Origin of the sequence: Cryobacterium soli, from assembly GCF_003611035.1 — a bacterium.
Classification (GTDB): domain Bacteria; phylum Actinomycetota; class Actinomycetes; order Actinomycetales; family Microbacteriaceae; genus Cryobacterium; species Cryobacterium soli.
In genome coordinates, this window is sequence record NZ_CP030033.1 from 375,362 (window position 1) to 396,581 (window position 21,220).

Below are 21,220 nucleotides of genomic sequence, written 5' to 3' on the forward strand. Positions count from 1 at the left end.
ACTACCGCGGGCGCAGACCGGCGCCGTACACGGCCGCCTGGGTGCGCCGGGCCATGCCGAGCTTGGCGAGCAGACCGGACACGTAGTTCTTGACGGTCTTCTCGGCCAGGTCGAGCTGGTCGCCGATCTGCCGGTTCGTCAGTCCCTCTGCGATGAGCTCGAGGACCTGGCGCTCCCGGGTGGTCAGGTTGGACGCCGGTGAGTCGGCGGCGGTACCGGTGAGTTCGGTGACGACCTTGCGGGTCACGGCCTTCTGCACGAGCGATTCGCCGCGGGCGACCCGCCGGATGGATTCGACGAGGTGCTGGCCGCGGATGTCCTTGAGGACGTAGCCGGCGGCACCGGCCAGGACCGCGGAGTAGCTGGCTTCGTCGTCGTCGTAGGCGGTGAGCATGAGGCACTGCACACCGGGGTTCGCCGAGCGGATGGTGCGGCACACGTCGATCCCGCTGCCGTCGGGCAGACGGACGTCGAGCACCGCCACGTCGGGCACAGTGGCCGCGACCCTGGCCACGGCCTGCCGAGCCGTCGAGGCCTCGCCGACCACCTCGAGGTCGGGTTCGGCGTTGATCATGTCCGCGATTCCGCGGCGCACGACCTCGTGGTCATCCACCAGGAAGACTCGGATCATGACGGTTCCTTTCGTACGGGTTCGGGTTCGATGCCGGCTGTCCAGCGTAGTCGGCTGCCGCCCCTTGCCCGGTTCTCGAGCACGACGTCACCGCCCCACTGTTCGGCGCGCACCGCCAGGTTGGCCAGGCCGCTGCGCCGGTCGGATTCCGTGACGCCCACTCCGTTGTCGACGACCTCGATGACGACGAGGTCGTCGCCCACGCTGAGGTTGACCACGGTCTCGGTGGCCTCGGCGTGGCGGACCACGTTCATCAGACCCTCGCGGATGACCGCGGCGATGTCGTCGGACATCGCCGGTGGGGTGAGCAGGTCGATCGGACCGGTGAAGACCAGTCGCGGCGTCTGGGGGAAGAGGGACGCCAGCTCGCTGAGCAGATCGATGACACGGTGCCGGATGGAACCGCGGTCCCGGCTGGTCTGCGCGGTCAGGGCGAAGATCGCGGTTCGGATCTCGACGATGGCCACGTCGAGGGCGACGACCTCCTCGATGATGCGTTCGCGCACATCCGCATCGTCGACCGAGCCGCTGATGGCCTGCAGGCCGATACCTGCGGCGAACACCCGCTGAATGACGTTGTCGTGCAGGTCCCTGGCGATCCGGCTGCGATCCTCGAGCAGGGCCAGCTTCTGCCCGGCGGTGCGTCCGCGGGCAAGCTCGAGAGCCACGCTGGCCTGGCCGGCGAAGTCCGCCGCCATCTCCAGGTCGCTCGTCGTGAAGCGCGGCCGGCCGGCCGACCGGGAGACCGTCATGACGCCGTGCGTGCGGCCTGACGCGAGCAGCGGGATGACCATGGTCGGGCCGAGCACGAGCTGGGCGTCCGGCTGGTCGAGGCTGGCTCCGCCGTCGGCGGTGAGGATGGGCTGGCCGCTGTCGAAAGCTCGCCCCACGGTCGTGCCGGCCGACGGGATGACGAGACCCTTGACCCGTTTGGCCTGGGTGCCACGGGCGGTGTCCACGATGAGGGTGCCCTCGCCCGCGGCCAGGACCACGCAGACCAGGTCGGCGTCGGCGAGCGAGGCGAACCTGTCGGCGAGGAGTTCAAGCGACGCATCCGCCCGGTCGGAGAGCAGGGCGGCACTGATCTCCGCAGAGGCGGCCGACCAGCGCTGGCGCCGCCGGGTCTCGTCGAACAGCCGGGCGTTGTCGATCGCGATGCCCGCCGTGGCGGCGAGGGCCGTCAGGAGTTCCTCGTCTTCCTCGCTGAAGCCGCCGGAGATCTGGTTGGACAGGTAGAGGTTGCCGTACACCTCGCCGCGCACCCGCACAGGGACACCGAGGAAGCTGTCCATCGGCGGGTGGTGCGCCGGGAAGCCGGAGGATCGCGGGTCGTCGCCCAAGTGGGTGAGACGGATGGCGTGCGGGTCGTCGATGAGGGCGCCGAGGAGACCGTGACCGGCCGGCAGGTGGCCGATCCGGGTGGCCAGCTCGTCGGGGATCCCGACGTGGATGAACTGCTCGAGGTTACCGCTGGGGGCGATGACGCCCAGGGCACCGTACTGGGCGCCGACGAGGTCGACGGCCACGTCCACGATACGTCGAAGCACCGCGGCGAGGTCGAGTTCCTCGACGACGGCCTGGCTGGCCTGCAACAGGCTGCGCAGGCGCCCCTGGGTGGCGAGCACCTTCTGGGCGTTCAGGACGAGTTCGGACAGCGCCTGATCGAGGGCCGACCGCGGCCCGTCGGGAAAGGAGAGCCTGGTCTCAGGAACGGTCACAGAATGCGTCCCCTTTCGGTTCGCGCTAGCCCAAAGTGTAACTGACTGGGACCTTCGGCCCTTTCGCAGTTTAGGGGATCTTGCCACCCTGGAGACATGGCATCTCCCGACGCACCACCGGGAAGAACTGGAGATCAACTCATGGTTGAGAGAGTGATCGTAGCCGTTGACGGGGGGCCGGCGAGCCGGGCCGCCCTGGACTGGGCGTTGGCCAGAGCCGCCACCGTGCCGATCAGGCTGGAGCTGACCACTGTCGTGGAGCTGGGTTGGTCGCCTGTCGCCGGTCCGGACGACGACTTCCAGCCGGTCTACGAGCGGGCGCTGGCCGAGGCCACCCGGTTCGTCGAGAAGAACCTCCCAGAGCTCAAGACCATGAGCGTCGTCCGTCGCGGTGTCCCCGTCGACGAGTTGGTGCGAGCCGCCGCCGATGCCGACCTGATCGTGATAGGCACCAACAAGACCGGCGCGCTGGCCGGCGCCGTGCACGGCACCCTGCCGCTCAAGCTCGCCGCCCATGCGCCCTGCACGGTAGCGGTGGTTCCTGCGGGTTGGGTCGCCGGCGGCGACCGCGTCGTCGTGGGCGTCGAGGACGACGGCACCCAGGACGCGCCCCTCGGCGCCGCCGCGGCCGAGGCCGACCGGCTCGGGCAGCCCCTCGACGTCGTGCACGCCTGGTCCATTCCGGCCACGCTGGGTGTCGACTTCGGCGCCGCGGTCCCCTACGACGCTCTCATCGAGGCGCACACCGACATCGTGGACCGGGCGCTGCAGCGGGTCACCGCGGCCCACCCCGGCCTGGCCGCGTCAGCGGTCCTCGTGCAGGGCGCCGCAGCGCCGGTCCTCGTCGAGGCGGCCGCGACGGCGACCGTCCTGGTGGTGGGCACCCACGGGCGTGGGGCCGTCGCGGGCCTGATTCTCGGCTCGGTGAGCCACGACGTGCTCCTCAACATGCCCTGCCCCGTCCTCGTCGTCCCTTCCGCCCGCCCGCAGCCCGGCACCGACCGGACGGGGGCGTCGGCATGAGCGCCACGTATTACATCGGGGTCGACGGCTCCGGCCCCAGCCGCGCCGCCCTCCGGTGGGGCGTGCGCCGGGCCTCCGAACGCGGTGCCGCCGTGGTCCTGGTCAACACCGTCGACGACGAATGGGGCCTGGTCGGACGGGACGCCGCCGCCGGAGCCGAACGGCAGGCCAGGGAACTGCTGGCCGAGGAGTCCGCCCGGGTTGACGCGCTGCACACCGGGGTCAGCCTGACCACCCGGATCGTGCACGGCGGGACGGCCTGGGAGCTGGCCAGGCTGCCCAACCCCGAAGACCTGCTCATCGTCGGAACCCACAAGACCGGGTTTCTCCGCGGCCGGGTACTCGGCTCCCGCAGCGTGCAGATCGCGTCAGCGGCGCGATGCTCCGTGGCCATCGTCCCTGACACGACCCTCGAGTCCCGCCACGACGTCGTCGTCGGCATCGACGGCACCGACGGGTCCCTGCCCGCCGTGCAGATGGGTGCCCAGGAGGCGGAGCGTCTCGATCAGGATCTGCTGCTGGTCTACGCCCCGCCGGCCCCGCAACGTGCCGAACCGTCCCGCGCCGAGTCCCGAGCCGAGTCCTCCGACGACCGCAGTCCGCAGACCGCCGGCCTGATGAGCCGCGCGGCGGCCGTGGCCGCCGCCACGTCCTCCCGGATCACGGTGCGACGCCGGGTGGCACACCGCGACCCTGCCGAAGCCCTTCTGGACGCAAGCTTCGATGCGGCGCTGCTGATCTTGGGCGTGTCGGCACGCCACGGCGACAGCAGCCTGATCGGCTCGGTGACCCACGACGTCCTGATGAACATCAACGTCCCCGTTCTTATCGCCCGGGGCGCTGCGACGTCGCACGAGTCGGCATCGCGCGTCTCCCGGGTCAGCGCCTGAGGAACACCGGCGGCGAAGGGCTCAGTAGTCGAATTCGTCGAACTGTGGCGATCCCACCGCGGCACCCGCCCAGACCGAGGACGGCGGGCGTCCGCCTCTGGAGACCTTCAGGTACAACGCCTCGGTGGTGGCCGTCTCGGTCAACTCGGACAGGACGTCGGCGCTGGTGACGCTGACCAGCTGGCTCGACGCGCCGATGAGGAACTGGGCCCGGCCCGGGCTGCCGTCCTCTGAGATCACCGGAATGTCCACGACATCCGTCTCTCGGCGATTGCCCAAAGCCTCGGCATACAGCATCACGGCGTCGGCGAGATCGCTGCCCGTGACGATGGATCCCCCAGGATGGAAAATACGTTTCATGGCGCACCCCTGATGGTTCACGTGAAAACTCGGTCGTGAAGCCGGGGTCTAGGGCTCTACGTGCGATTCTACGACGGGGACGGTCAGAGCGCGAGGTCGCCGTTGACGATCTGCGCGGCGACGTCGGCCAGCGGCAGGCCGTTCGAGCGCGCATAGGTGCGGATGAGCGTGAACGCCTCGTCCATGCCGGCGCTGTGCGTGTACGCGACGACGCCCTTCGCCTGTTCGATGACCACGCGGCTGCTCAGCGCGTACTGGAGCTGCTGGCGCGCGACGTCGCTTTCACGCAGCGCCCGCTCCTGCAGGATCCCGATGGTGGCGACGTCGGCCAGGGCCTGCACCGTCGGCGCGTCCTGCTCGGGCAGCCCGCCCGTGCGTTCCCAGAACAGGTTGAGGGACCCGATGGTGGTCGCCCGCAGGCGCATGGGAACGGAGAACATGGATCCGAAGCCCTGCTCGAGAGCGCCGGCCCGGAAACGGGGCCATTTGGGACCGGAGGCGTCGATGTCGGGCACGGAGACGGAGTGACCGGTGATGACGCTTTCCACGCACGGGCCGCTGCCGCTGCGCAGCTGGAGGATCTCCACCAGTCGGCTGCGTTCGTTGGTGGACGCGACGACTTCGAACTCCTCCTCGTCGGTGAGGATGATGCCGGCCGCTGACGCTTCGAACAGCGGCACGCACTTGGAGACCAGGGAGTGCAGCAGATCGACGAGGTCGTATCCGACCACGAGCGTGTCGGCCAGTGTCACGAAGGCCTCGACGAGTTGGCCTTCACGGGTCTTTGTTGCCATCACTCCATCATAATGAGTCGGACGAGGGCTCAGACGGGGATGCCCACTCCTCGGCGAAATCCAGGCGCCTGGCCACGATGTCGGCCGAGACCTCACGCACGGTCCGGCCCCTGGCGAAGGCGTAACCGGTGATGACCAGGTGGGCGTCGGCCGCGCTCACTCCGAGCTGGGCGAGCACCATCCCGGTGGCCTGGTGCACCTCCCGCCGGGAGAAGCCGTCGCCGTCGTCGTCCGGGCCCGGGTGGGGCTGGTCGGCCAGGCTGCGGCGTAGCACCTGACGGGCGCAGATCGTCGCCAGGGTCGTGGCGTCGCCGACCTGATCATCGGTCAGCGTGGCCGGCCGCCGGCTGTAGAGGTCGACGGCACCGATGTTGAGAGAACCGAGGGCCAAGGGGAACGCGAAGAGCGAGCCCACCTCCGCAGCCCCGAGCGCTTCGGTGAACAGCGGCCAGCGGGCCACGTCGGTGCGGAAATCCTGGCTGAGCACGGGGCGGCGGTGGGCCAGGGCCTCCCAGCATGGCCCCTCGCCGAGGTCGAACTGCAGTTCGTCGAGCCGGGCCGCCTGGGCGTCGCTCGCGCACAGCGTCTCGGAGCCGAACGGCTGCCCGAGGGTGGAGATGGCGGCACCGGTGACGGGCAGCACGCGCAGGAACGGGCGGCACAGGCTGGTACGGCGCTCGAATGCGAGCGACAACTCCTCGACGGCGGCCCCGAAGGCCAAGCGATCAGACATGTGCACGCACGACCAAGGCGGCCGTCTCCTGCCGTGCTGCCATGGTGACCTCGCAACCGCCGGGCCCACCGGACCCGGGTGTGGAACTACGGTGTGGGAACTCTGGAGGAAGTGTGGGCCCTACCGGGCTCGAACCGATGACATCCACGGTGTAAACGTGGCGCTCTACCAACTGAGCTAAAGGCCCCGACCGAAACGAACCGGTTCAGGATGGGACAAGCCTACGACACAACGTCAGCTGCCGGAAAACGACGGCGCGGGATGCAGTTCGTCCAGCGCCGCCCGGTAGGCGTCGAGTGAGCGAGCCTGCCCCGGCGCGGTGATGAAGCTCGCCCGGATGATGCCGTCCGTGTCGATGAGGAATGTCGCCCGGTTGGCGAAACCCTTGTCCTCGAGGAACACCCCGTACTCCTTCGCGACCGAGCCGTGCGGCCAGAAGTCGGCGAGCAAGGTGAAGCCGTAGCCCTGCTGCTCTCCCCACGCCCGGAGGGTGTGCCGGGAGTCGACCGAGATGCCGATGAGTTCGACGCTGTTGTCGGCGAAGAGGCCCAGGTTGTCCCGCAGCTCGCACAGCTCACCGCTGCAGATTCCGGAGAACGCGAGGGGGAAGAAGACCAGGGCGACCGCCTTCTCGCCTCGGTAACGGCTGAGTTGAATGGTCTCGCCGAATTGACTGACGAGTTCGAAATCCGGAGCCTGGGTGTCGTTCTCCAGTGCCATGGTGCGCGTCCTTCCCGGCCACCGGGAAACGATGGCTGAATACGGGGGGAAAGCCTATCCCGTGCACGCTTCCCAGCAAGAATCACTAGGCTGACGTGGTGCCTTTCGGTCGTGACCCGGCCGGGCTGTGTCCGGCACGCCTAACCAGGCATGATCCTTCCCCCACACGATCTGCCCTACAGAAAGAGGTCGAGTGTGACTGTCAACGACCAAGACCCGTACTCCATGGACAACTCGGACGCCGATCCCGAAGAGACGAGCGAATGGTCGCAATCTCTCGAAGCGCTTGTCGCGGCCAACGGGCCGGCCCGGGCCCGCGAGATCATGCTCAGCCTGCTCAAGCGCTCCAAGGAATTGCACCTTAATGTCCCGATGGTTCCGACCACGGACTACATCAACACCATCGCCTCGACGAACGAGCCCGATTTCCCCGGCGATGAAGACATCGAACGCCGCTACCGCGCCTGGATCCGCTGGAACGCCGCCGTGCTCGTGCACCGCGCCCAGCGCCCCGGCATCGCCGTCGGTGGTCACATCTCCACCTACGCGTCGTCTGCCGCGCTCTATGAAACCGGTTTCAACCACTTCTTCCGCGGCCAGGACCACCCGGGCGGCGGCGACCAGATCTTCATCCAGGGGCACGCCTCCCCCGGCACCTACGCCCGCGCGTTCCTCGAGGGCCGCCTGAGCGCCAACCAGCTCGACGGGTTCCGTCAGGAGAAGTCGCACGCGCCGGACGGCATCTCGTCGTACCCGCACCCGCGCCTGATGCCGGAGTTCTGGCAGTTCCCCACCGTGTCGATGGGCCTGGGCCCGATCAATGCCATCTACCAGGCGCAGCTGAACCGCTACCTGACCAACCGCGGCATCAAGGACGCCAGCGACCAGCAGGTCTGGGCGTTCCTCGGCGACGGCGAGATGGACGAGGTCGAAAGCCGCGGCCAGCTCCAGGTCGCCGCGAACGAGGGCCTGGACAACCTCAACTTCATCGTCAACTGCAACCTGCAGCGCCTCGACGGCCCGGTGCGCGGCAACGGCAAGATCATCCAGGAACTGGAGAGCTTCTTCCGCGGTGCCGGCTGGAACGTCATCAAGGTGGTCTGGGGCCGCGAATGGGACGACCTGCTCTCCCGCGACACCGACGGTGCCCTGCTCAACCTGATGAACGTCACCACGGACGGTGACTACCAGACCTACAAGGCCGAGAGCGGCGCGTACGTGCGCGAGAACTTCTTCGGCCGCGACCCTCGCGCGCTCAAGCTGGTCGAGGGTTACACCGACGACCAGGTCTGGAACCTCAAGCGCGGTGGCCACGACTACCGCAAGGTCTACGCGGCGTTCAAGGCTGCGTCCGAGCACAAGGGCCAGCCCACGGTCATCCTGGCGAAGACGGTCAAGGGCTACGGCCTCGGCCCGAGCTTCGAGGGCCGCAACGCGACCCACCAGATGAAGAAGATGACGCTGGACAACCTCAAGACGTTCCGCGACAGCATGCACGTGCCGATCACGGACGCGCAGCTCGAGGCCAACCCGTACCAGCCGCCGTACTACACCCCGGGCGAGAACGACGAGGCCATCCAGTACCTCCACGAGCGCCGTCGCGCGCTGGGCGGATACCTGCCGGAGCGTCGGAGCAAGTACACCCAGGTGAACCTGCCGGACGACTCCACCTACGCCATCACCAAGAAGGGCTCCGGCACCCAGGAGATCGCCACCACCATGGCGTTCGTCCGGCTGCTCAAGGAGCTGCTGCGCTCGAAGGACTTCGGCCACCGCATCGTGCCGATCATCCCCGACGAAGCCCGCACCTTCGGCATCGACGCGTTCTTCCCGAACGCGAAGATCTACAACCCCAACGGCCAGCACTACACCTCGGTGGACCACGCCCAGCTGCTCGCCTACAAGGAGAGCCCGCAGGGCCAGATCATCCACGTCGGCATCAACGAGGCCGGCGCCCTCGCCGCGTTCACCAACGTCGGGACGTCGTACGCCACCCAGGGTGAGCCGCTCATCCCGGTCTACGTCTTCTACTCGATGTTCGGCTTCCAGCGCACCGGCGACGCCATGTGGGCAGCCGGCGACCAGATGACGCGTGGTTTCATGATCGGCGCCACCGCCGGCCGCACCACACTCACGGGTGAGGGCCTGCAGCACGCCGACGGCCACTCCCCCCTGCTCGCCTCGACCAACCCCGCCGTCGTGTCCTACGACCCGGCGTTCGGCTATGAGATCGGGCACATCGTGCGCTCCGGCCTGGAGCGGATGTACGGCGGAACCCACACCGACCCGAACGTCATGTACTACATCACGGTGTACAACGAGCCGCAGGTACAGCCGGTCGAACCGGCCGACGTGGACGTGGACGGAATCATCCGCGGCATCCACCGGGTGTCGGAGTCCACCGTCGCCGGCCCGAAGGCGCAGCTGCTGGCTTCCGGTGTCGCGGTGCCGTGGGCCCTCGAGGCGCAGACCCTGCTCGCCGAGGACTGGGGGGTGTCCGCCGATGTCTGGTCGGTGACCTCTTGGGCGGAACTCCGCCGGGACGGCCTCGCGGCCGAGGAGCACAACTTCCTCTACCCGAACGAGGAGCCGCGCACGGCGTACGTCACCGACAAGCTGGCCGGCACAGCCGGCCCGTTCGTCGCGGTGAGCGACTTCATGCACGCCGTGCCCGACCAGATCCGCCAGTTCATTCCCGGCGACTTCGCGACGCTGGGTGCGGACGACTTCGGTTTCTCCGACACCCGCCCCGCCGCCCGCCGGTTCTTCAAGATCGACGGCCCGTCGATGGTGGTGCGCACCCTGCAGCAGCTGGCCAACAGCGGCGAATTGGACCGCAGCGTCATCCAGCAGGCCATCGACAAGTACAGCCTGCACGACGTCTCGGCCGGCACGACCGGCTCGGCCGGTGGCGAGAGCTAACTGACCCGTGGCACCGGCGCCGAAGACAAAGGAACAGACCCTCACCTGGTTGCGCACGATTTCAGGTGAGTTGTCCACGGCGACGCTGAAACGACTCGAGGACACGCTGCCCTGGTATGGCGATATGCCACCAGGGCGGCGGTCCGCCGTCGGCCTGGTGGCCCAGGCCGGCATCACGTCCTTCATCTCCTGGTATGACGATCCCCGGTCCACGCCGTGGATCGCCGCGGACGTCTTCGGCGCCGCACCCCGGGAGCTGCTCCGCTCGGTGAGCCTGCAGCAGACCCTGCAGCTGATCCGGGTGACCGTCGAGGTCGTCGAGGAGCGCGTCAAGGACGGGTCAGAGACGCTCCGCGAAGCGATCCTGCTGTACTCCCGCGAGATCGCCTTCGGCGCGGCTGATGTCTACGCCCGCGCCGCCGAGGCCCGCGGGCTCTGGGACGCCAGGCTCGAGGCCCTCGTGGTCGACTCGATCCTCTCCGGCGAGTACGACGACGAGCTGCCCAGCCGCATCGCGGCCCTCGGCTGGCACGGCCACGGCGAGGTCTGCGTGCTCGTCGGAACGACCCCCAAGATGCTCGACGTCGACCAGTTGCGCCGGTCGGCCCGGCACATGACGGCCGATGTGCTCATCGGGGTGCAGGGCAATCGTCTGGTCCTGGTGATCGGCCGGGCCCATCCCACAGTGCAGGACTCGGACGAGGCGACCGGCCCGCCGGCCCTGAGCTTCATGGACATCGCCCTGCAACTCGAACCCAGCTTCGGCCCTGGCCATCTCGTGCTCGGACACGAGGTCCCCAACCTCGTCGACGCCTCGAAGAGCGCCAAGGCGGCCCTCGCCGGTTTCGCCGTTGCCCGCTCCTGGCGGAACGCGCCCAGGCCTGTGCAAGCCGACGATCTGTTGCCCGAACGCGCTCTCGCCGGCGACCCGCTGGCTCGGGCGACCCTCATCCACCGCATCTACCGCCCCCTGCAGGCGCACTCCACCGAGCTGCTCACCACACTGTGGTGCTACCTCGACAACGGCCGGTCGCTCGAGGCCACGGCCAGGGAACTGTTCGTGCACCCCAACACAGTTCGTTACCGGCTCAAGCGGGTCTCCGAGGTGATCGGCTACGACGCCACAGGCGCCAGGGAAGCCCTGATCCTGCAGGCCGCCCTCATCATCGGATCGATCAGCGACCACGACGGATCGACCCGGCGGCGCTGAGCTGAAAGCCCGGCCCTTTGCGTTTACGGACAAACGTCTGGCGGATAGTCGGTAGATTATCCACACCCCCCGCCTGTTCCAAGTTGGGAGACTTAGGAAATGATTGTTGTCGTCTGCCCCGGTCAGGGCTCACAAACGCCCGGATTCCTCGAACCGTGGTTGCAGAACCCCGACTTCGCCGAGCGTCTCGCGGCCATGTCCGCCCCGGCCGGCACCGACCTCGTCACCGCCGGGACGGTCAGCGATGCAGACACCATCCGCGACACCGCGATCGCCCAGCCGCTGATCGTGGCGGCCGGCCTGCTGGCCCTTGACGCCCTCTTCACCGACGGCCGCCGCGACGGCATCGGCGGCATAGCGGGCCACTCGGTCGGCGAGATCACCGCTGCCGTCGGGGCCGGCGTGCTCGGGAGCACCGACGCCCTCACCTTCGTCGGCGAGCGTGGCCGGGCCATGAAGGCCGCAGCCGCCCTCGCACCGACCGGCATGAGCGCGGTCCTCGGCGGTGACGAGGCCGACCTCCTCGCCCGCCTCGCCGAGCTGGACCTCGAGCCGGCCAACTTCAACGGGGGCGGTCAGATCGTCGTCGCCGGAGCCCTCGACGCCCTCGCGGCCCTCGCCGCCGAACCGCCGGCCAAGGCCCGGGTCATTCCGTTGCAGGTCGCCGGAGCGTTCCACACCCGCCACATGCTGCCGGCCGTTCAACACCTGGACGCGGTGTCCCACACCCTCTCCCCGCAGGATCCGACCATTCCGCTCTGGACGAATAACGACGGCACCGTGGTGACCAGCGGCTCCCGCTTCATCGAACTTCTCGTCGGCCAGGTCTCGTCGCCGGTACGGTGGGACCTGTGCATGCAGGCGTTCACCGACGCCGGCGTCACCGGAATCATCGAGGTCGCCCCTGCCGGCGCCCTCGTCGGCCTGGCCAAACGCGCCCTGCGGGGCATCCCCAGCGTGGCCATCAGGACCCCGGACGATCTGCCTGCCGCATACGAACTGATCGACCACCAGGCCTGAATCAGCCCAGTCGCCACCGGAAGAGACGAATGACCCAGCCACAACTCCTGCAGTCGCAGGGCGCCCAGTACACCCGCATCCTCTCGGTGGGCGCCGCCCGCGGCGACCTCGTCGTACCCAACGACGACCTCGTCGGCCCGATCGACTCCTCCGACGAGTGGATCCAGCAGCGCACCGGAATCATCACCCGCACCCGCGCCAGCCAGGATGTGCTCGCGGTGGATCTGGCCACGACGGCTGCCATCGAGGCCATCGAGAAGAGCGGTATCCGCGCCGACCAGATCGATGCGATCATCATCGCCACCATCAGCAACGGTCGCCAGACCCCGTCGATGGCCGCCGTGGTCGCCGACCGCATCGGCGCCGTCCCGGCCGCCGCCTTCGACCTCAACGCCGCCTGTGCCGGCTACGCCTACGGCGTCGCCCAGGCCGACGCCCTGATCCGGTCCGGCGCCGCGCACTACGCGCTGGTCATCGGCGCAGAGAAGCTCTCCGACATGGTCGACGGCACGGACCGCAGCATCTCGTTCCTCCTGGGCGACGGAGCCGGCGCCGTGGTCATCGGACCGAGCGACTACCCGGGCATCTCTGCCTCGGTCTGGGGCTCGGACGGGCGTGCCGACGCTGTGGGGATGAACGCCACACTGCAGGAATACCGCCGCGGCGAGAAGGAGTGGCCCACGCTCCGCCAGGAAGGTCAGACCGTCTTCCGCTGGGCCGTCTGGGATATGGCCAAGATCGCCAAGCGGACCCTCGAAGCTGCCGGCATCACGGCCGACCAGCTGGCCGCCTTCATCCCGCATCAGGCCAACATGCGTATCGTCGACGAGTTCGCCAAGCAGCTCAAGCTGCCGGACTCCGTCGTGATCGCCCGCGACATCGCCACGACGGGGAACACCTCCGCCGCGTCGATCCCCCTTGCCACCCACCGCCTGCTCGAGGAACACCCCGAGCTCAGCGGTGGTCTTGCCCTCCAGATCGGCTTCGGAGCCGGTCTGGTTTACGGCGCGCAGGTGGTTGTGCTGCCGTAGCTGTCCTCTGTCCATCTAAACTGAATCTCGGTCAAACGAGACACCCTCAAGGAGAAAACACCATGGCATTGTCCACCGAAGAAGTTCTTGCCGGCCTGGCCGAGCTCATCAACGACGAGACGGGCATCGCAACCGACACGGTTGAGCTGGACAAGTCGTTCACCGACGACCTGGACATCGATTCCATCTCGATGATGACCATCGTCGTCAACGCTGAAGAAAAGTTCGACGTCAAGATCCCCGACGAAGAGGTCAAGAACCTCAAGACCGTCGGCGACGCCGTCGAGTTCATCGTCAAGGCCCAGGACTAGGTCCACGCCCGAACGGGCCGGCTGGCACCAGCCGGCCGGCCCGTTTTCCAGGGACGCTCCATCCGGGGTCGTTGCCTCGTTTCGCGCACGTTCTCACTCGCGCTCGTTCTGACGGAGAGTCGTTGTTATGACCAAGAAAATCGTTGTCACCGGTCTCGGTGCCACCTCCCCCCTCGGCGGGACCGCCACAGATACCTGGAACGCCCTCCTCGCCGGCGAGTCCGGCGCATCCACCCTCGACTATGAGTGGGTCGAGCGCACCGCGCTCCCCATCACCTTCGCCGCCCAGGCGCGCGTCAAGCCCATCGACGTCCTCGCACGCCACGAGACCAAGCGCCTCGACCCGTCCAGCCAGTTCGCCCTCATCGCCGGCCGTGAGGCCTGGGCCGATGCGGGCATGCCCGCCGTTGAGCCCGAGCGGCTCGCCGTGGACTGGGCCACCGGAATCGGTGGGGTCTGGACTCTGCTGGACGCCTGGGACACCCTGCGCGAACGCGGCCCGCGCCGGGTCCTGCCGATGACGGTTCCCATGCTCATGCCCAACGGACCTGGAGCGGCGATCGGCATGGACCTGCACGCACGGGCCGGCATCACCACCGTGGTATCCGCCTGCGCCTCGAGCACCGAGTCCCTCGTGAACGCGTACAACCGCCTCCAGGCCGGCCTCGCCGACGTCGTCATCGCCGGGGGTTCGGAGGCGGCCATCCACCCGCTGCCCATCGCCTCCTTTGCGGCCATGCAGGCTCTGTCCAAGCGCAACGACGACCCCGCGACGGCCTCCCGCCCCTACGACGTCAGCCGGGACGGCTTCGTGCTCGGTGAGGGCGCCGCGGCGCTCGTCGTGGAGACGGAGGAGCACGCCTTGGCCCGCGGCGCACACATCTACGCCGAACTGCTGGGCGGCTCGATCACGAGTGACGCATACCACATCACCGCGCCGGACCCCGAGGGCTCCGCTGCGGCACGCGCCATGATCCAGACCATCCGGAATGCCGGCGCCGACCTGGCCGACGTCATGCACATCAATGCGCACGCCACCAGCACGCCCGTGGGCGATATCGCCGAGTACAACGCGCTGCGCCGCGTTTTCGGCGACCTGCTCGAAGGCATCCCCGTGTCGGCCACCAAGGCCTCGACCGGGCACCTGCTCGGCGGCGCCGGAGCGATCGAGGCACTGTTCACGGTCAAGGCCCTGTCCGAACGGATGCTTCCGCCGACCATCAACCTGACCGAGCAGGATGCCGCCATCCCGCTGGATGTCGTCACTTCGCCCCGGTCCCTGGGCGCCGGGGACCTGCTCGCGATCAGCAACTCGTTCGGGTTCGGCGGCCACAACGCCGTCGTCGCCTTCCGGTCGGTCTAAGCCGCGCGACGGTCGCCGAAGCCGGCCACCCGACCATGGTCGGGTGGCCGGCTTCCGTCGTACCGGGACGGTCCCACCCTGTGTCGTCTCAACCCGCGCGGTGCAGCCAGACGACGCTCGAGAAGTCGCCGGCGTGCCGGAAGGCCTCCAACTCGTCGTCCCAGGCTTGCCCGAGCACGCGCTGCAGCTCCTGCTGGAGCTGGACCGGGTCCGTGCCAGCTGTGGACATGGCGGCACGCAGCCGGTCTTCGGGCAGCACGACGTTGCCCGCCGTGTCGGTCTGGGCGAAATGGATGCCAAGGGTCGGGGTGTGCACCCACCGTCCGCCGTCGCGGCCCGGGCCAGGGTCCTCGGTGACCTCGAAACGCAGGTGCTCCCAACCCAGCAGTTCGGAGGCTATCGCCGCGCCACTTCCCGGCGCCCCCTCCCAGTAGAACTCGGCTCGCTGAGCACCGGGAAGCACGGGCTGCGCACTCCACTCGAAACTCACCGCCTCGTCGAGGGCACGGCTGGCCGCCCACTCCACGTGCGGGCACAGGGCACGCGGTGCCGAATGCACATACAAAACTCCCCGTGCAGTCGGTGACTGACGAGCATGGGGTGCCGTCATCGTGTTCTCCGTTCCCTGGTTGTTGTTCGAGGTGCGTCTTCCCCAACGAACTCGACGACAACAACTGTGGAACCGGGACCTGACCGATGAATGCAGGCTCTGGGCGGTGCTCTTAGCTGAATTATGCCTCACTCACCCGGGAAATCACAACGAAGTGCCCACGCGTTATGTATATTCGGTATAGCTTTAGTGGATTTCGGAGGCACGGTGTCGGTACGCAACTCGCTCCTGGCCGTCCTGACCATGGGCCCTGCCTACGGCTTCCAGCTACACGGGGAGCTCGCCCGACGCACCGGCGGCCGTCGCTCCGTGAATGTCGGCCAGATCTACGGCACCCTGGAGCGCCTCATTGCCCAGGACGCCGTCGAATCCGCCGGTTCGACGGCGGACGGCCTGCCCCTGTACAGGCTCACCGAGACGGGCCGCACCGAGGCCCTCAGCTGGCTGCACGACACCCGCAGCGGCTCCGGAGACGAGTGGAACGACATGCTCGAGCGGGTCATGATCGCCTCGTCGCTCCCCCACGTCGATCTTGCGTCCGTTCTGGACGGCTATCGGTCGGCCTGGCAGTCCCGGCTGGCCGCCCGCACAGCGGAACCGGACTCCGGTCAGGGTTTGTTGGCCGATGCCGCGGACGCCGCGCAGGGGCGTGCCGCGCTCGCGTGGCTGTCCGTGGTCGCCGGCCTGGCCGGGGACCAGGGCACCGGCCCTTCAATGCACCGTGAACTCAGTGCCCTGCGCCCGAAACGAGGCCGGCGCCCGGCTCCGGCCGTCTCGGCACGCCCGCACCGCTGAGCGCGCTACTTCGCGTCGGCGTAGCTGTCCACCACCACGCAGGTCAAGGGGAAATCGACCGGGAAGTCGCCGAAGAGCAGCCGCCCCGCCGTCGCCGCCGCCTCCCCCACGATGCGCGCCACATCGTCGGCCAGAGCCGCCGGGGTATGCACGATGACCTCGTCGTGTAGGAAGAAGACCAGGTGCGGTACGGAGGCGAAAGGGCCGGGGGCTGAGCGCGTCGTGCCGGCCTCAGGGGACGCCGGTGCGGAGAGTGCCCACAGGCCCTTCCTGATCTCGGCCATCCAGCACAGCGCCCACTCCGCTGCGGTCCCCTGAACTATGAAATTGCGGGTGAACCGCCCCCAGTCCCCGGCCTGACTACGTGCCCGCCGCTGGGCGGCCGAGCCGGCGCCGCCCTCGCTCCCCCGTGCCTGATCGTCCTGCCAGTCCGGGCCTGGGCGGGGCGAGGACCGTCCCAGCCTGGTGCTCACGATGTCGCCGCGCTCCCCGGCCCGTGCCGCGGATTCCGTGAGAGCCAGGGCCCGCGGGTACGCTCGGGCCAGCCTGGGCAGTAGTCGCCCGCTCTCGCCGGAGGTGGCGCCGTACATGGCGCCGAGCATCGCGACCTTCGCGTGGGCGCGCGTCTCCACCACACCGCTGGCCACGATGCCGGCGTAGAGGTCTGTTCCGCGGCCCGCCGCGGCCATGGCCGTGTCTGCCGACAGTGCCGCCAGGATGCGGGGCTCCAACTGGGCGGCGTCGGCGACCACGAAGCGCCACCCCGGGTCGGCCACCACGGCTCCCCGGATCTGCCGGGGCAGCTGCAGCGCTCCGCCGCCACGGGTGGCCCAGCGGCCGGTCACCACGCCGCCCGGCAGGTACTCGGGGTGGAACCTGTCGTCGACGATCCAGGTCTGCATCCAGTACCACCCGTTGGCGCTTTGTAGCCTGGCCAGCTTCTTATAGCGCAGCAGCGGTTCGATCACCGGGTGCGACAGCTTCTCCAACTCCCAGGCCCTGGTCGTCGTGACCTGCACCCCGGCCCGGTTGAGCGCGCGGAGCAGCTCGGGGGGCGAATCGGGGTTGACCGTCGGGTCGCCCAGTTCCTCGCGGATGCGCCCGGCTAGACTCTCCAGACGAACCGGGCGCTGGCCGGGTGCCGCCCTCGGGCCGAGTTCCGCAGTCAGCAGGCTGTCATGGATGCCCGTGCGCCACGGCAGCCCGGCGAACTGCATCTCCGCGGCGATCAGGGCGCCCACCGATTCCGCAGCCAGGAGCAGCCGGAGCCGGCCGGGTTCGGTGCTGCCAGCGACGGCGGCCAACTGCGCCAGGAACTCCGTGAGAATGTCCTCGCCCGGCGTCTCGCCGGCGGTGTCCACGGCGCCGCCCAGGTCCATGTCGAAAAGCGTCGACCCCGCAGTCTCCGGGCGCGGAACGGCGGGCGGCGCATCCCACCGGCCCGCCGCCGCATTCGCCAGGACGCTCGCACCGGTCAGGGCGGAGTTCCGCAGGATGGCGTGGCAGAGCCGGAGGTCGTGGCACCGCTGCACGCGAACGTGGGCGCGCAACAACAGCGGATAGATGTCGGCGGTGTCCTCCCAGACCCACCGGACGCCACCGCCCTCCCTGGCACGGGCATGGGCCGCGAAAGCCGCGTCAGAGAGCGTCACGTCGGCACCGGCATCGGCTGGTTCCGCCGGGCCGCCGTCGGCGTCGAGTTCCCTGAGCCGCACCCGATCGGGGCGCGTTCGGGTCACCAGAATGTACACACTCCATTGTCCCGCACGGGAACCGGCCCCGCCGCAGGTCAGGCCCGGGGAAGATGGCGACAGGCACCGGCACGTGCACGATTTGCTTGGTGTAGCCACCGGCGCCCGCGGAGGACTCGGCCGAGATCGTCATCGCGAAGTCGAGGATGACACCGTAGGTGTCCGCGCTCAGCGTGCCGATCTGGTTGGATTCCAACTGGAAGCCGCCCTTGGGCGAGGTGATGAGCAACCCATCCGCCGAGCGGAGCGCCTCAGGGTCGAGGGTGACCAGAAGCGGGTCGGTGTCCAGGACGAACGGCGAGACGGATGCACCGCCGGTGGTGGAGGTCGTGGCGGTCACGGAGATGTTGGACATGTAGACCAGTCGCTTAGCCGCGAACGGCGCGTCGGCCGGGACCGAACGGTCGAAGACGTTGATGACGAAGGAGAACAGCTTCTCGCTGTCCGTGTACCACTCGTGGGTCTTCTGCTCCGTCCACATGTCCAGCTGTAGCTCGAGGTCGTCGCCGATCATGAGGGTGGGGTGCACAGACCCCATGTCGGTGAAGACCGAGTCGAAGACGAGGTCGGGTGTTGCGGACGGCGTCGGCGTCGCTGCGGCGACGTTCTGGACCGGTTGCGCGCCGATCAACGGGGTGAATGTGCTGCACCCCGTGAACCCGAGGGCCATCAGGGTCAGGCCGCCCGCCAGAACGGTGCGGGAGGTGCGAGTACGAAGGAGGAACCGTCCGGGCATGCTGGGTACTTTCGGGAGGAGGCTGAAGGCAATCCCTCATATAGTGGCACAGATCTTCGCCCCACCCGGCCATTCGGGGGGAGCGACTGCCTCGGTAGGGTGGACGGGACTTGAACCCGTGACCGTGCGGTTATGAGCCGCGTGCTCTAACCAGCTGAGCTACCACCCCGTGTGTGACGTCTATCGTATCGTCCGGGCGCCGAGCCCGGCGTCAGTCGTGCGCTGGCGTGCCGTCCAGCACTTGCCGGGAGGAGGCCGACTCGGTCGTGGCCGTGGCCGGGCTGTCGATCGGTTCGCCGCGGTAGAGGTGCTCGAAGGTCGTCAGGGTGCGCTTGATGTCGTGGGCCTCGATGAGCTTGAGCGATTCGTTCTTGAGCGCGTCGAGTTCGTCGGGCGCCGCCGTGAGCACCACGGTCAGCTTGTCCGCAAGGTCCCTGGCACTGCCCGGCTCGAAGAGATAGCCGTTCTGTCCGTCGTGCACGAGGTGCGGGAGAGCCATGGCGTTGGCGGCCACGACAGGAAGGCCGGAGGCCATGGCTTCCATGGTCGCGATGCTCTGCAGCTCGGCGATGGACGGCATCGCGAAGACCGTGGCCCGTGAGTAGGCCTGGCGAAGCTCCTCATCGGTGACGTAACCCGTGAAAGTGAAGCGCGAGCTGAGACCCAGGCTCTCGACGAGGAGTTCCAGATTGCGGCGCTGGTCCCCACCGCCGACGATCTCGACCTGGGCATCCAGGCTTGCGTCGAGCAGGGCTACGGCCTGCACCAGCACATCGATCTGCTTCTCGCCGGTGACCCGACCCACGAAGAGGATCCGGTTCTCGGTGCGCGGCGCGAAACTGGGCGAATAGTTGTCCGCGTCGATACCGCAGGAGATGGCGTGCACTCCCGTGAGTCCGGTGTACTTCTCCAGGAACTCGGCGGCCCGTCGGGTCGGGGTCGTGACGGCTTCGGCCCGCCTGAAGGTGTGCTCGGCGGCCTTCCAGAGCGCCTTGACCACCTGGTGCTGGAAGCCCTTGGGAACGAGGGAGAACTGCAGCATGTTCTCGGGCATGAAGTGGTTGGTACCCACGATTCGGATCCCGCGCTTCTGGGCCTCGATGGCCACACCGCGGCCCACGACGATATGGGACTGGAAGTGCACGACATCGGGCTGGAAGGAGTCGAGGATGGCGCGGCTGTGCCGGCGTACGATCCAGGGCAGAGCGAACCGCAGCCAGTCGTGCGGGTACCAGCGCCAGCTGTGCAGGCGGTGCACCGTCATGGACTCGCCCTCGTGCACCTCCGTCCAGGTGCCGTGCTTGCGTGTGGCGGCCGGGGCCATGATGGCGACGACGTGGCCGCGGGAGACCAGGCCCGCCGCGAGGCGTTCAGCGAACCGGGCGGCACCGTTCACGTCCGGCGCGAACGTGTCCGCGGCGATGAGGACGCGGATGGGCCTCGTCGCCGGGGTCACCCGGTCAGACGATTGTTCCGGTAAATCTGATGAAGCGCACAAGTGGCGTAGTCCCTACGTAGGTGGGCCGGGGATGAGCGTCCGGCACGAAGTCTGGGTCTCGACGGAACACGCCGTCGAGGTGTGTTAGCACCCTATTCTAAACCGGCTGGGCGATGGCAGCCCCCCAGTCGCGGCGCGTTGATAAAAATCACTGATCAGCTCGCGGATTGCGGGTGGTACTTTGCGAGCCGGAAGACTCCCCAGATCGCGACGGCACCGGCGAGGGCGAAGAGCACCCCGGCCCACGCGGGAGCCTGGGAGGCCTCCCCCAGGACGATGATCCCGATTCCCACTGCGATCATCGGGTCGATCACGGTGAGCCCCGCGATCACCAGGTCTGGCGGGCCGGAGGAGTAGGCGTTCTGCACGAAGTAGGCCCCTGCACCCGCGGCGAGCAGCAGCCCGGCGACGCAGACGAGAGTGAGCCACTCGAAGTTGCCGTTCTGGATGCGGTTGATGATCACCTTCGCGAGCGTGGCGACGAAGCCGTACAGCACGCCGGCGCCGATGATGTAGAAAATGGCCTGGAACCGGGTACGGAGCATCACGAAGGCTGCGGCGAAGGCGCAGAGCACCACGGCGAGCACGATGAGGATCGTGATGAGGTTGGCGTCGGTCACGGGCTTGTCCACGGCCGTGAAGGCCGCGACCGTCACGAACAGGCCCACACCGCCCACACACATGGCGATCGCGATGATCGAGGCCCTGTTGAGTTTGAGCCGGCTCACCCGGGCATTGAGGATCGCCGTGATGACCAGGGCCACCGCACCGAGCGGCTGGACCACGATGAGAGGAGCGAAGGCGAGGCTGGTGAGCTGGAACGCGATTGCCATGCCCAGCATGAGGGTGCCGAAGACCCAAGACGGCCGGGACAGCAGCAGAATCAGCTGGCGGGTGTTCAGGCCGCCGGTGACCTCGACCGTGGATGCCTCGACCTTGGTCACCCCGCGGTGCTGGAATTGTGCGCCCAACGAGAGGAACACCGCCCCGATCAACGCGAGCGGAATGCCAATTGCCTGACGAGGATCGATGGCGATCTCCCCAGCCAGGTCTGTCAGGTCGGGAGTCACTCAACGAGACTATCGAGATCCATGCCGATATCCT

The 21,220-nt window shown here is 68.4% G+C and carries 20 protein-coding genes and 2 tRNA genes; 9 read left to right on the plus strand and 13 right to left on the minus strand.

All coding sequences use genetic code 11. From position 1 onward, the window contains the following. Window position 1: 1 nt before the first annotated feature. Complete coding sequence (locus tag DOE79_RS01785) at window positions 2-631, minus strand: response regulator (RefSeq protein WP_066595274.1); 630 nt, start codon at window positions 629-631, stop codon at window positions 2-4. Further along, entirely contained in the window at window positions 628-2,349 is a 1,722-nt protein-coding gene (locus tag DOE79_RS01790) for a sensor histidine kinase (RefSeq protein ID WP_120337024.1), read from the minus strand. The genes DOE79_RS01785 and DOE79_RS01790 overlap by 4 nt, the downstream gene beginning before the upstream one ends. A 153-nt stretch (window positions 2,350-2,502) precedes the next feature. Here DOE79_RS01790 and DOE79_RS01795 point away from each other — a divergent pair, with 153 nt between their 5' ends. Both DOE79_RS01795 and DOE79_RS01800 read left to right on the plus strand, forming a co-directional pair. Beyond that, entirely contained in the window at window positions 2,503-3,372 is an 870-nt protein-coding gene (locus DOE79_RS01795; protein WP_162942565.1) for a universal stress protein, read from the plus strand. Beyond that, entirely contained in the window at window positions 3,369-4,262 is an 894-nt protein-coding gene (locus DOE79_RS01800) for a universal stress protein (RefSeq protein ID WP_120337026.1), read from the plus strand. The genes DOE79_RS01795 and DOE79_RS01800 overlap by 4 nt, the downstream gene beginning before the upstream one ends. A 21-nt stretch (window positions 4,263-4,283) precedes the next feature. On the opposite strand, the gene DOE79_RS01805 is transcribed toward DOE79_RS01800, so the two are convergent. From DOE79_RS01805 to DOE79_RS01825, 5 genes are all read right to left on the minus strand, one after another. Beyond that, window positions 4,284-4,622, minus strand: a complete 339-nt coding sequence (locus tag DOE79_RS01805) for a hypothetical protein (RefSeq protein WP_120337027.1) — start codon at window positions 4,620-4,622, stop codon at window positions 4,284-4,286. 83 nt (window positions 4,623-4,705) lie between these two features. Next, the gene (locus tag DOE79_RS01810) at window positions 4,706-5,416 is read right to left on the minus strand and encodes a GAF and ANTAR domain-containing protein (RefSeq protein WP_120337028.1); all 711 of its coding nucleotides are present in this window, start codon (window positions 5,414-5,416) and stop codon (window positions 4,706-4,708) included. Window positions 5,417-5,423: 7 nt separating this feature from the next. Beyond that, window positions 5,424-6,149, minus strand: coding sequence for a GAF and ANTAR domain-containing protein (locus DOE79_RS01815; RefSeq protein ID WP_120337029.1), 726 nt, complete (start codon window positions 6,147-6,149; stop codon window positions 5,424-5,426). A 114-nt stretch (window positions 6,150-6,263) separates the two neighbouring features. Then, window positions 6,264-6,336: transfer RNA gene (locus DOE79_RS01820), tRNA-Val, on the minus strand. 47 nt (window positions 6,337-6,383) lie between these two features. Further along, window positions 6,384-6,869, minus strand: coding sequence for a peroxiredoxin (locus DOE79_RS01825; protein ID WP_120337030.1), 486 nt, complete (start codon window positions 6,867-6,869; stop codon window positions 6,384-6,386). A gap of 195 nt (window positions 6,870-7,064) precedes the next feature. Here DOE79_RS01825 and aceE point away from each other — a divergent pair, with 195 nt between their 5' ends. From aceE to DOE79_RS01855, 6 genes are all read left to right on the plus strand, one after another. Continuing rightward, on the plus strand, window positions 7,065-9,791 hold the full coding sequence (gene aceE / locus DOE79_RS01830; RefSeq protein ID WP_120337031.1) for a pyruvate dehydrogenase (acetyl-transferring), homodimeric type: 2,727 nt from the start codon (window positions 7,065-7,067) through the stop codon (window positions 9,789-9,791). A gap of 49 nt (window positions 9,792-9,840) precedes the next feature. Continuing rightward, complete coding sequence (locus tag DOE79_RS01835) at window positions 9,841-11,001, plus strand: PucR family transcriptional regulator (protein ID WP_181445846.1); 1,161 nt, start codon at window positions 9,841-9,843, stop codon at window positions 10,999-11,001. 99 nt (window positions 11,002-11,100) lie between these two features. After that, window positions 11,101-12,021 (plus strand): ACP S-malonyltransferase, encoded by a 921-nt coding sequence (locus DOE79_RS01840; RefSeq protein WP_120337033.1) that lies wholly within the window; start codon window positions 11,101-11,103, stop codon window positions 12,019-12,021. Window positions 12,022-12,050: 29 nt separating this feature from the next. Next, window positions 12,051-13,052: a beta-ketoacyl-ACP synthase III gene (locus DOE79_RS01845; protein ID WP_120337034.1), complete on the plus strand. Its 1,002-nt coding sequence runs from the start codon at window positions 12,051-12,053 to the stop codon at window positions 13,050-13,052. A 62-nt stretch (window positions 13,053-13,114) separates the two neighbouring features. Beyond that, the gene (locus DOE79_RS01850) at window positions 13,115-13,363 is read left to right on the plus strand and encodes an acyl carrier protein (RefSeq protein WP_022883990.1); all 249 of its coding nucleotides are present in this window, start codon (window positions 13,115-13,117) and stop codon (window positions 13,361-13,363) included. A gap of 127 nt (window positions 13,364-13,490) precedes the next feature. Further along, entirely contained in the window at window positions 13,491-14,726 is a 1,236-nt protein-coding gene (locus DOE79_RS01855; RefSeq protein WP_120337035.1) for a beta-ketoacyl-[acyl-carrier-protein] synthase family protein, read from the plus strand. 88 nt (window positions 14,727-14,814) lie between these two features. Here the strand turns inward: DOE79_RS01855 and DOE79_RS01860 are convergent, their stop codons facing one another. After that, the gene (locus DOE79_RS01860) at window positions 14,815-15,336 is read right to left on the minus strand and encodes a DUF3145 domain-containing protein (protein ID WP_120337036.1); all 522 of its coding nucleotides are present in this window, start codon (window positions 15,334-15,336) and stop codon (window positions 14,815-14,817) included. A 207-nt stretch (window positions 15,337-15,543) separates the two neighbouring features. Between DOE79_RS01860 and DOE79_RS01865 the strand changes: the two genes are divergently transcribed. After that, complete coding sequence (locus DOE79_RS01865; protein ID WP_162942566.1) at window positions 15,544-16,131, plus strand: PadR family transcriptional regulator; 588 nt, start codon at window positions 15,544-15,546, stop codon at window positions 16,129-16,131. A gap of 5 nt (window positions 16,132-16,136) precedes the next feature. On the opposite strand, the gene DOE79_RS01870 is transcribed toward DOE79_RS01865, so the two are convergent. The 5 genes from DOE79_RS01870 to DOE79_RS01890 all read right to left on the minus strand — a co-directional run bounded on the left by DOE79_RS01870 (window position 16,137) and on the right by DOE79_RS01890 (window position 21,186). Beyond that, window positions 16,137-17,882 carry a bifunctional 3'-5' exonuclease/DNA polymerase gene (locus DOE79_RS01870; protein ID WP_120337038.1) on the minus strand — a complete coding sequence of 582 codons (1,746 nt, stop codon included), beginning with the start codon at window positions 17,880-17,882 and terminating at the stop codon, window positions 16,137-16,139. Then, window positions 17,770-18,618, minus strand: a complete 849-nt coding sequence (locus DOE79_RS01875) for a hypothetical protein (protein WP_120337039.1) — start codon at window positions 18,616-18,618, stop codon at window positions 17,770-17,772. The genes DOE79_RS01870 and DOE79_RS01875 overlap by 113 nt, the downstream gene beginning before the upstream one ends. Before the next feature lie 95 nt (window positions 18,619-18,713). Beyond that, a tRNA-Ile gene (locus DOE79_RS01880) sits at window positions 18,714-18,787 on the minus strand. Between the two features lie 42 nt (window positions 18,788-18,829). Then, window positions 18,830-20,074, minus strand: a complete 1,245-nt coding sequence (locus tag DOE79_RS01885) for a glycosyltransferase (RefSeq protein ID WP_245977068.1) — start codon at window positions 20,072-20,074, stop codon at window positions 18,830-18,832. Window positions 20,075-20,271: 197 nt separating this feature from the next. Further along, window positions 20,272-21,186 carry a DMT family transporter gene (locus DOE79_RS01890; protein ID WP_120337040.1) on the minus strand — a complete coding sequence of 305 codons (915 nt, stop codon included), beginning with the start codon at window positions 21,184-21,186 and terminating at the stop codon, window positions 20,272-20,274. Window positions 21,187-21,220 lie beyond the last annotated feature (34 nt).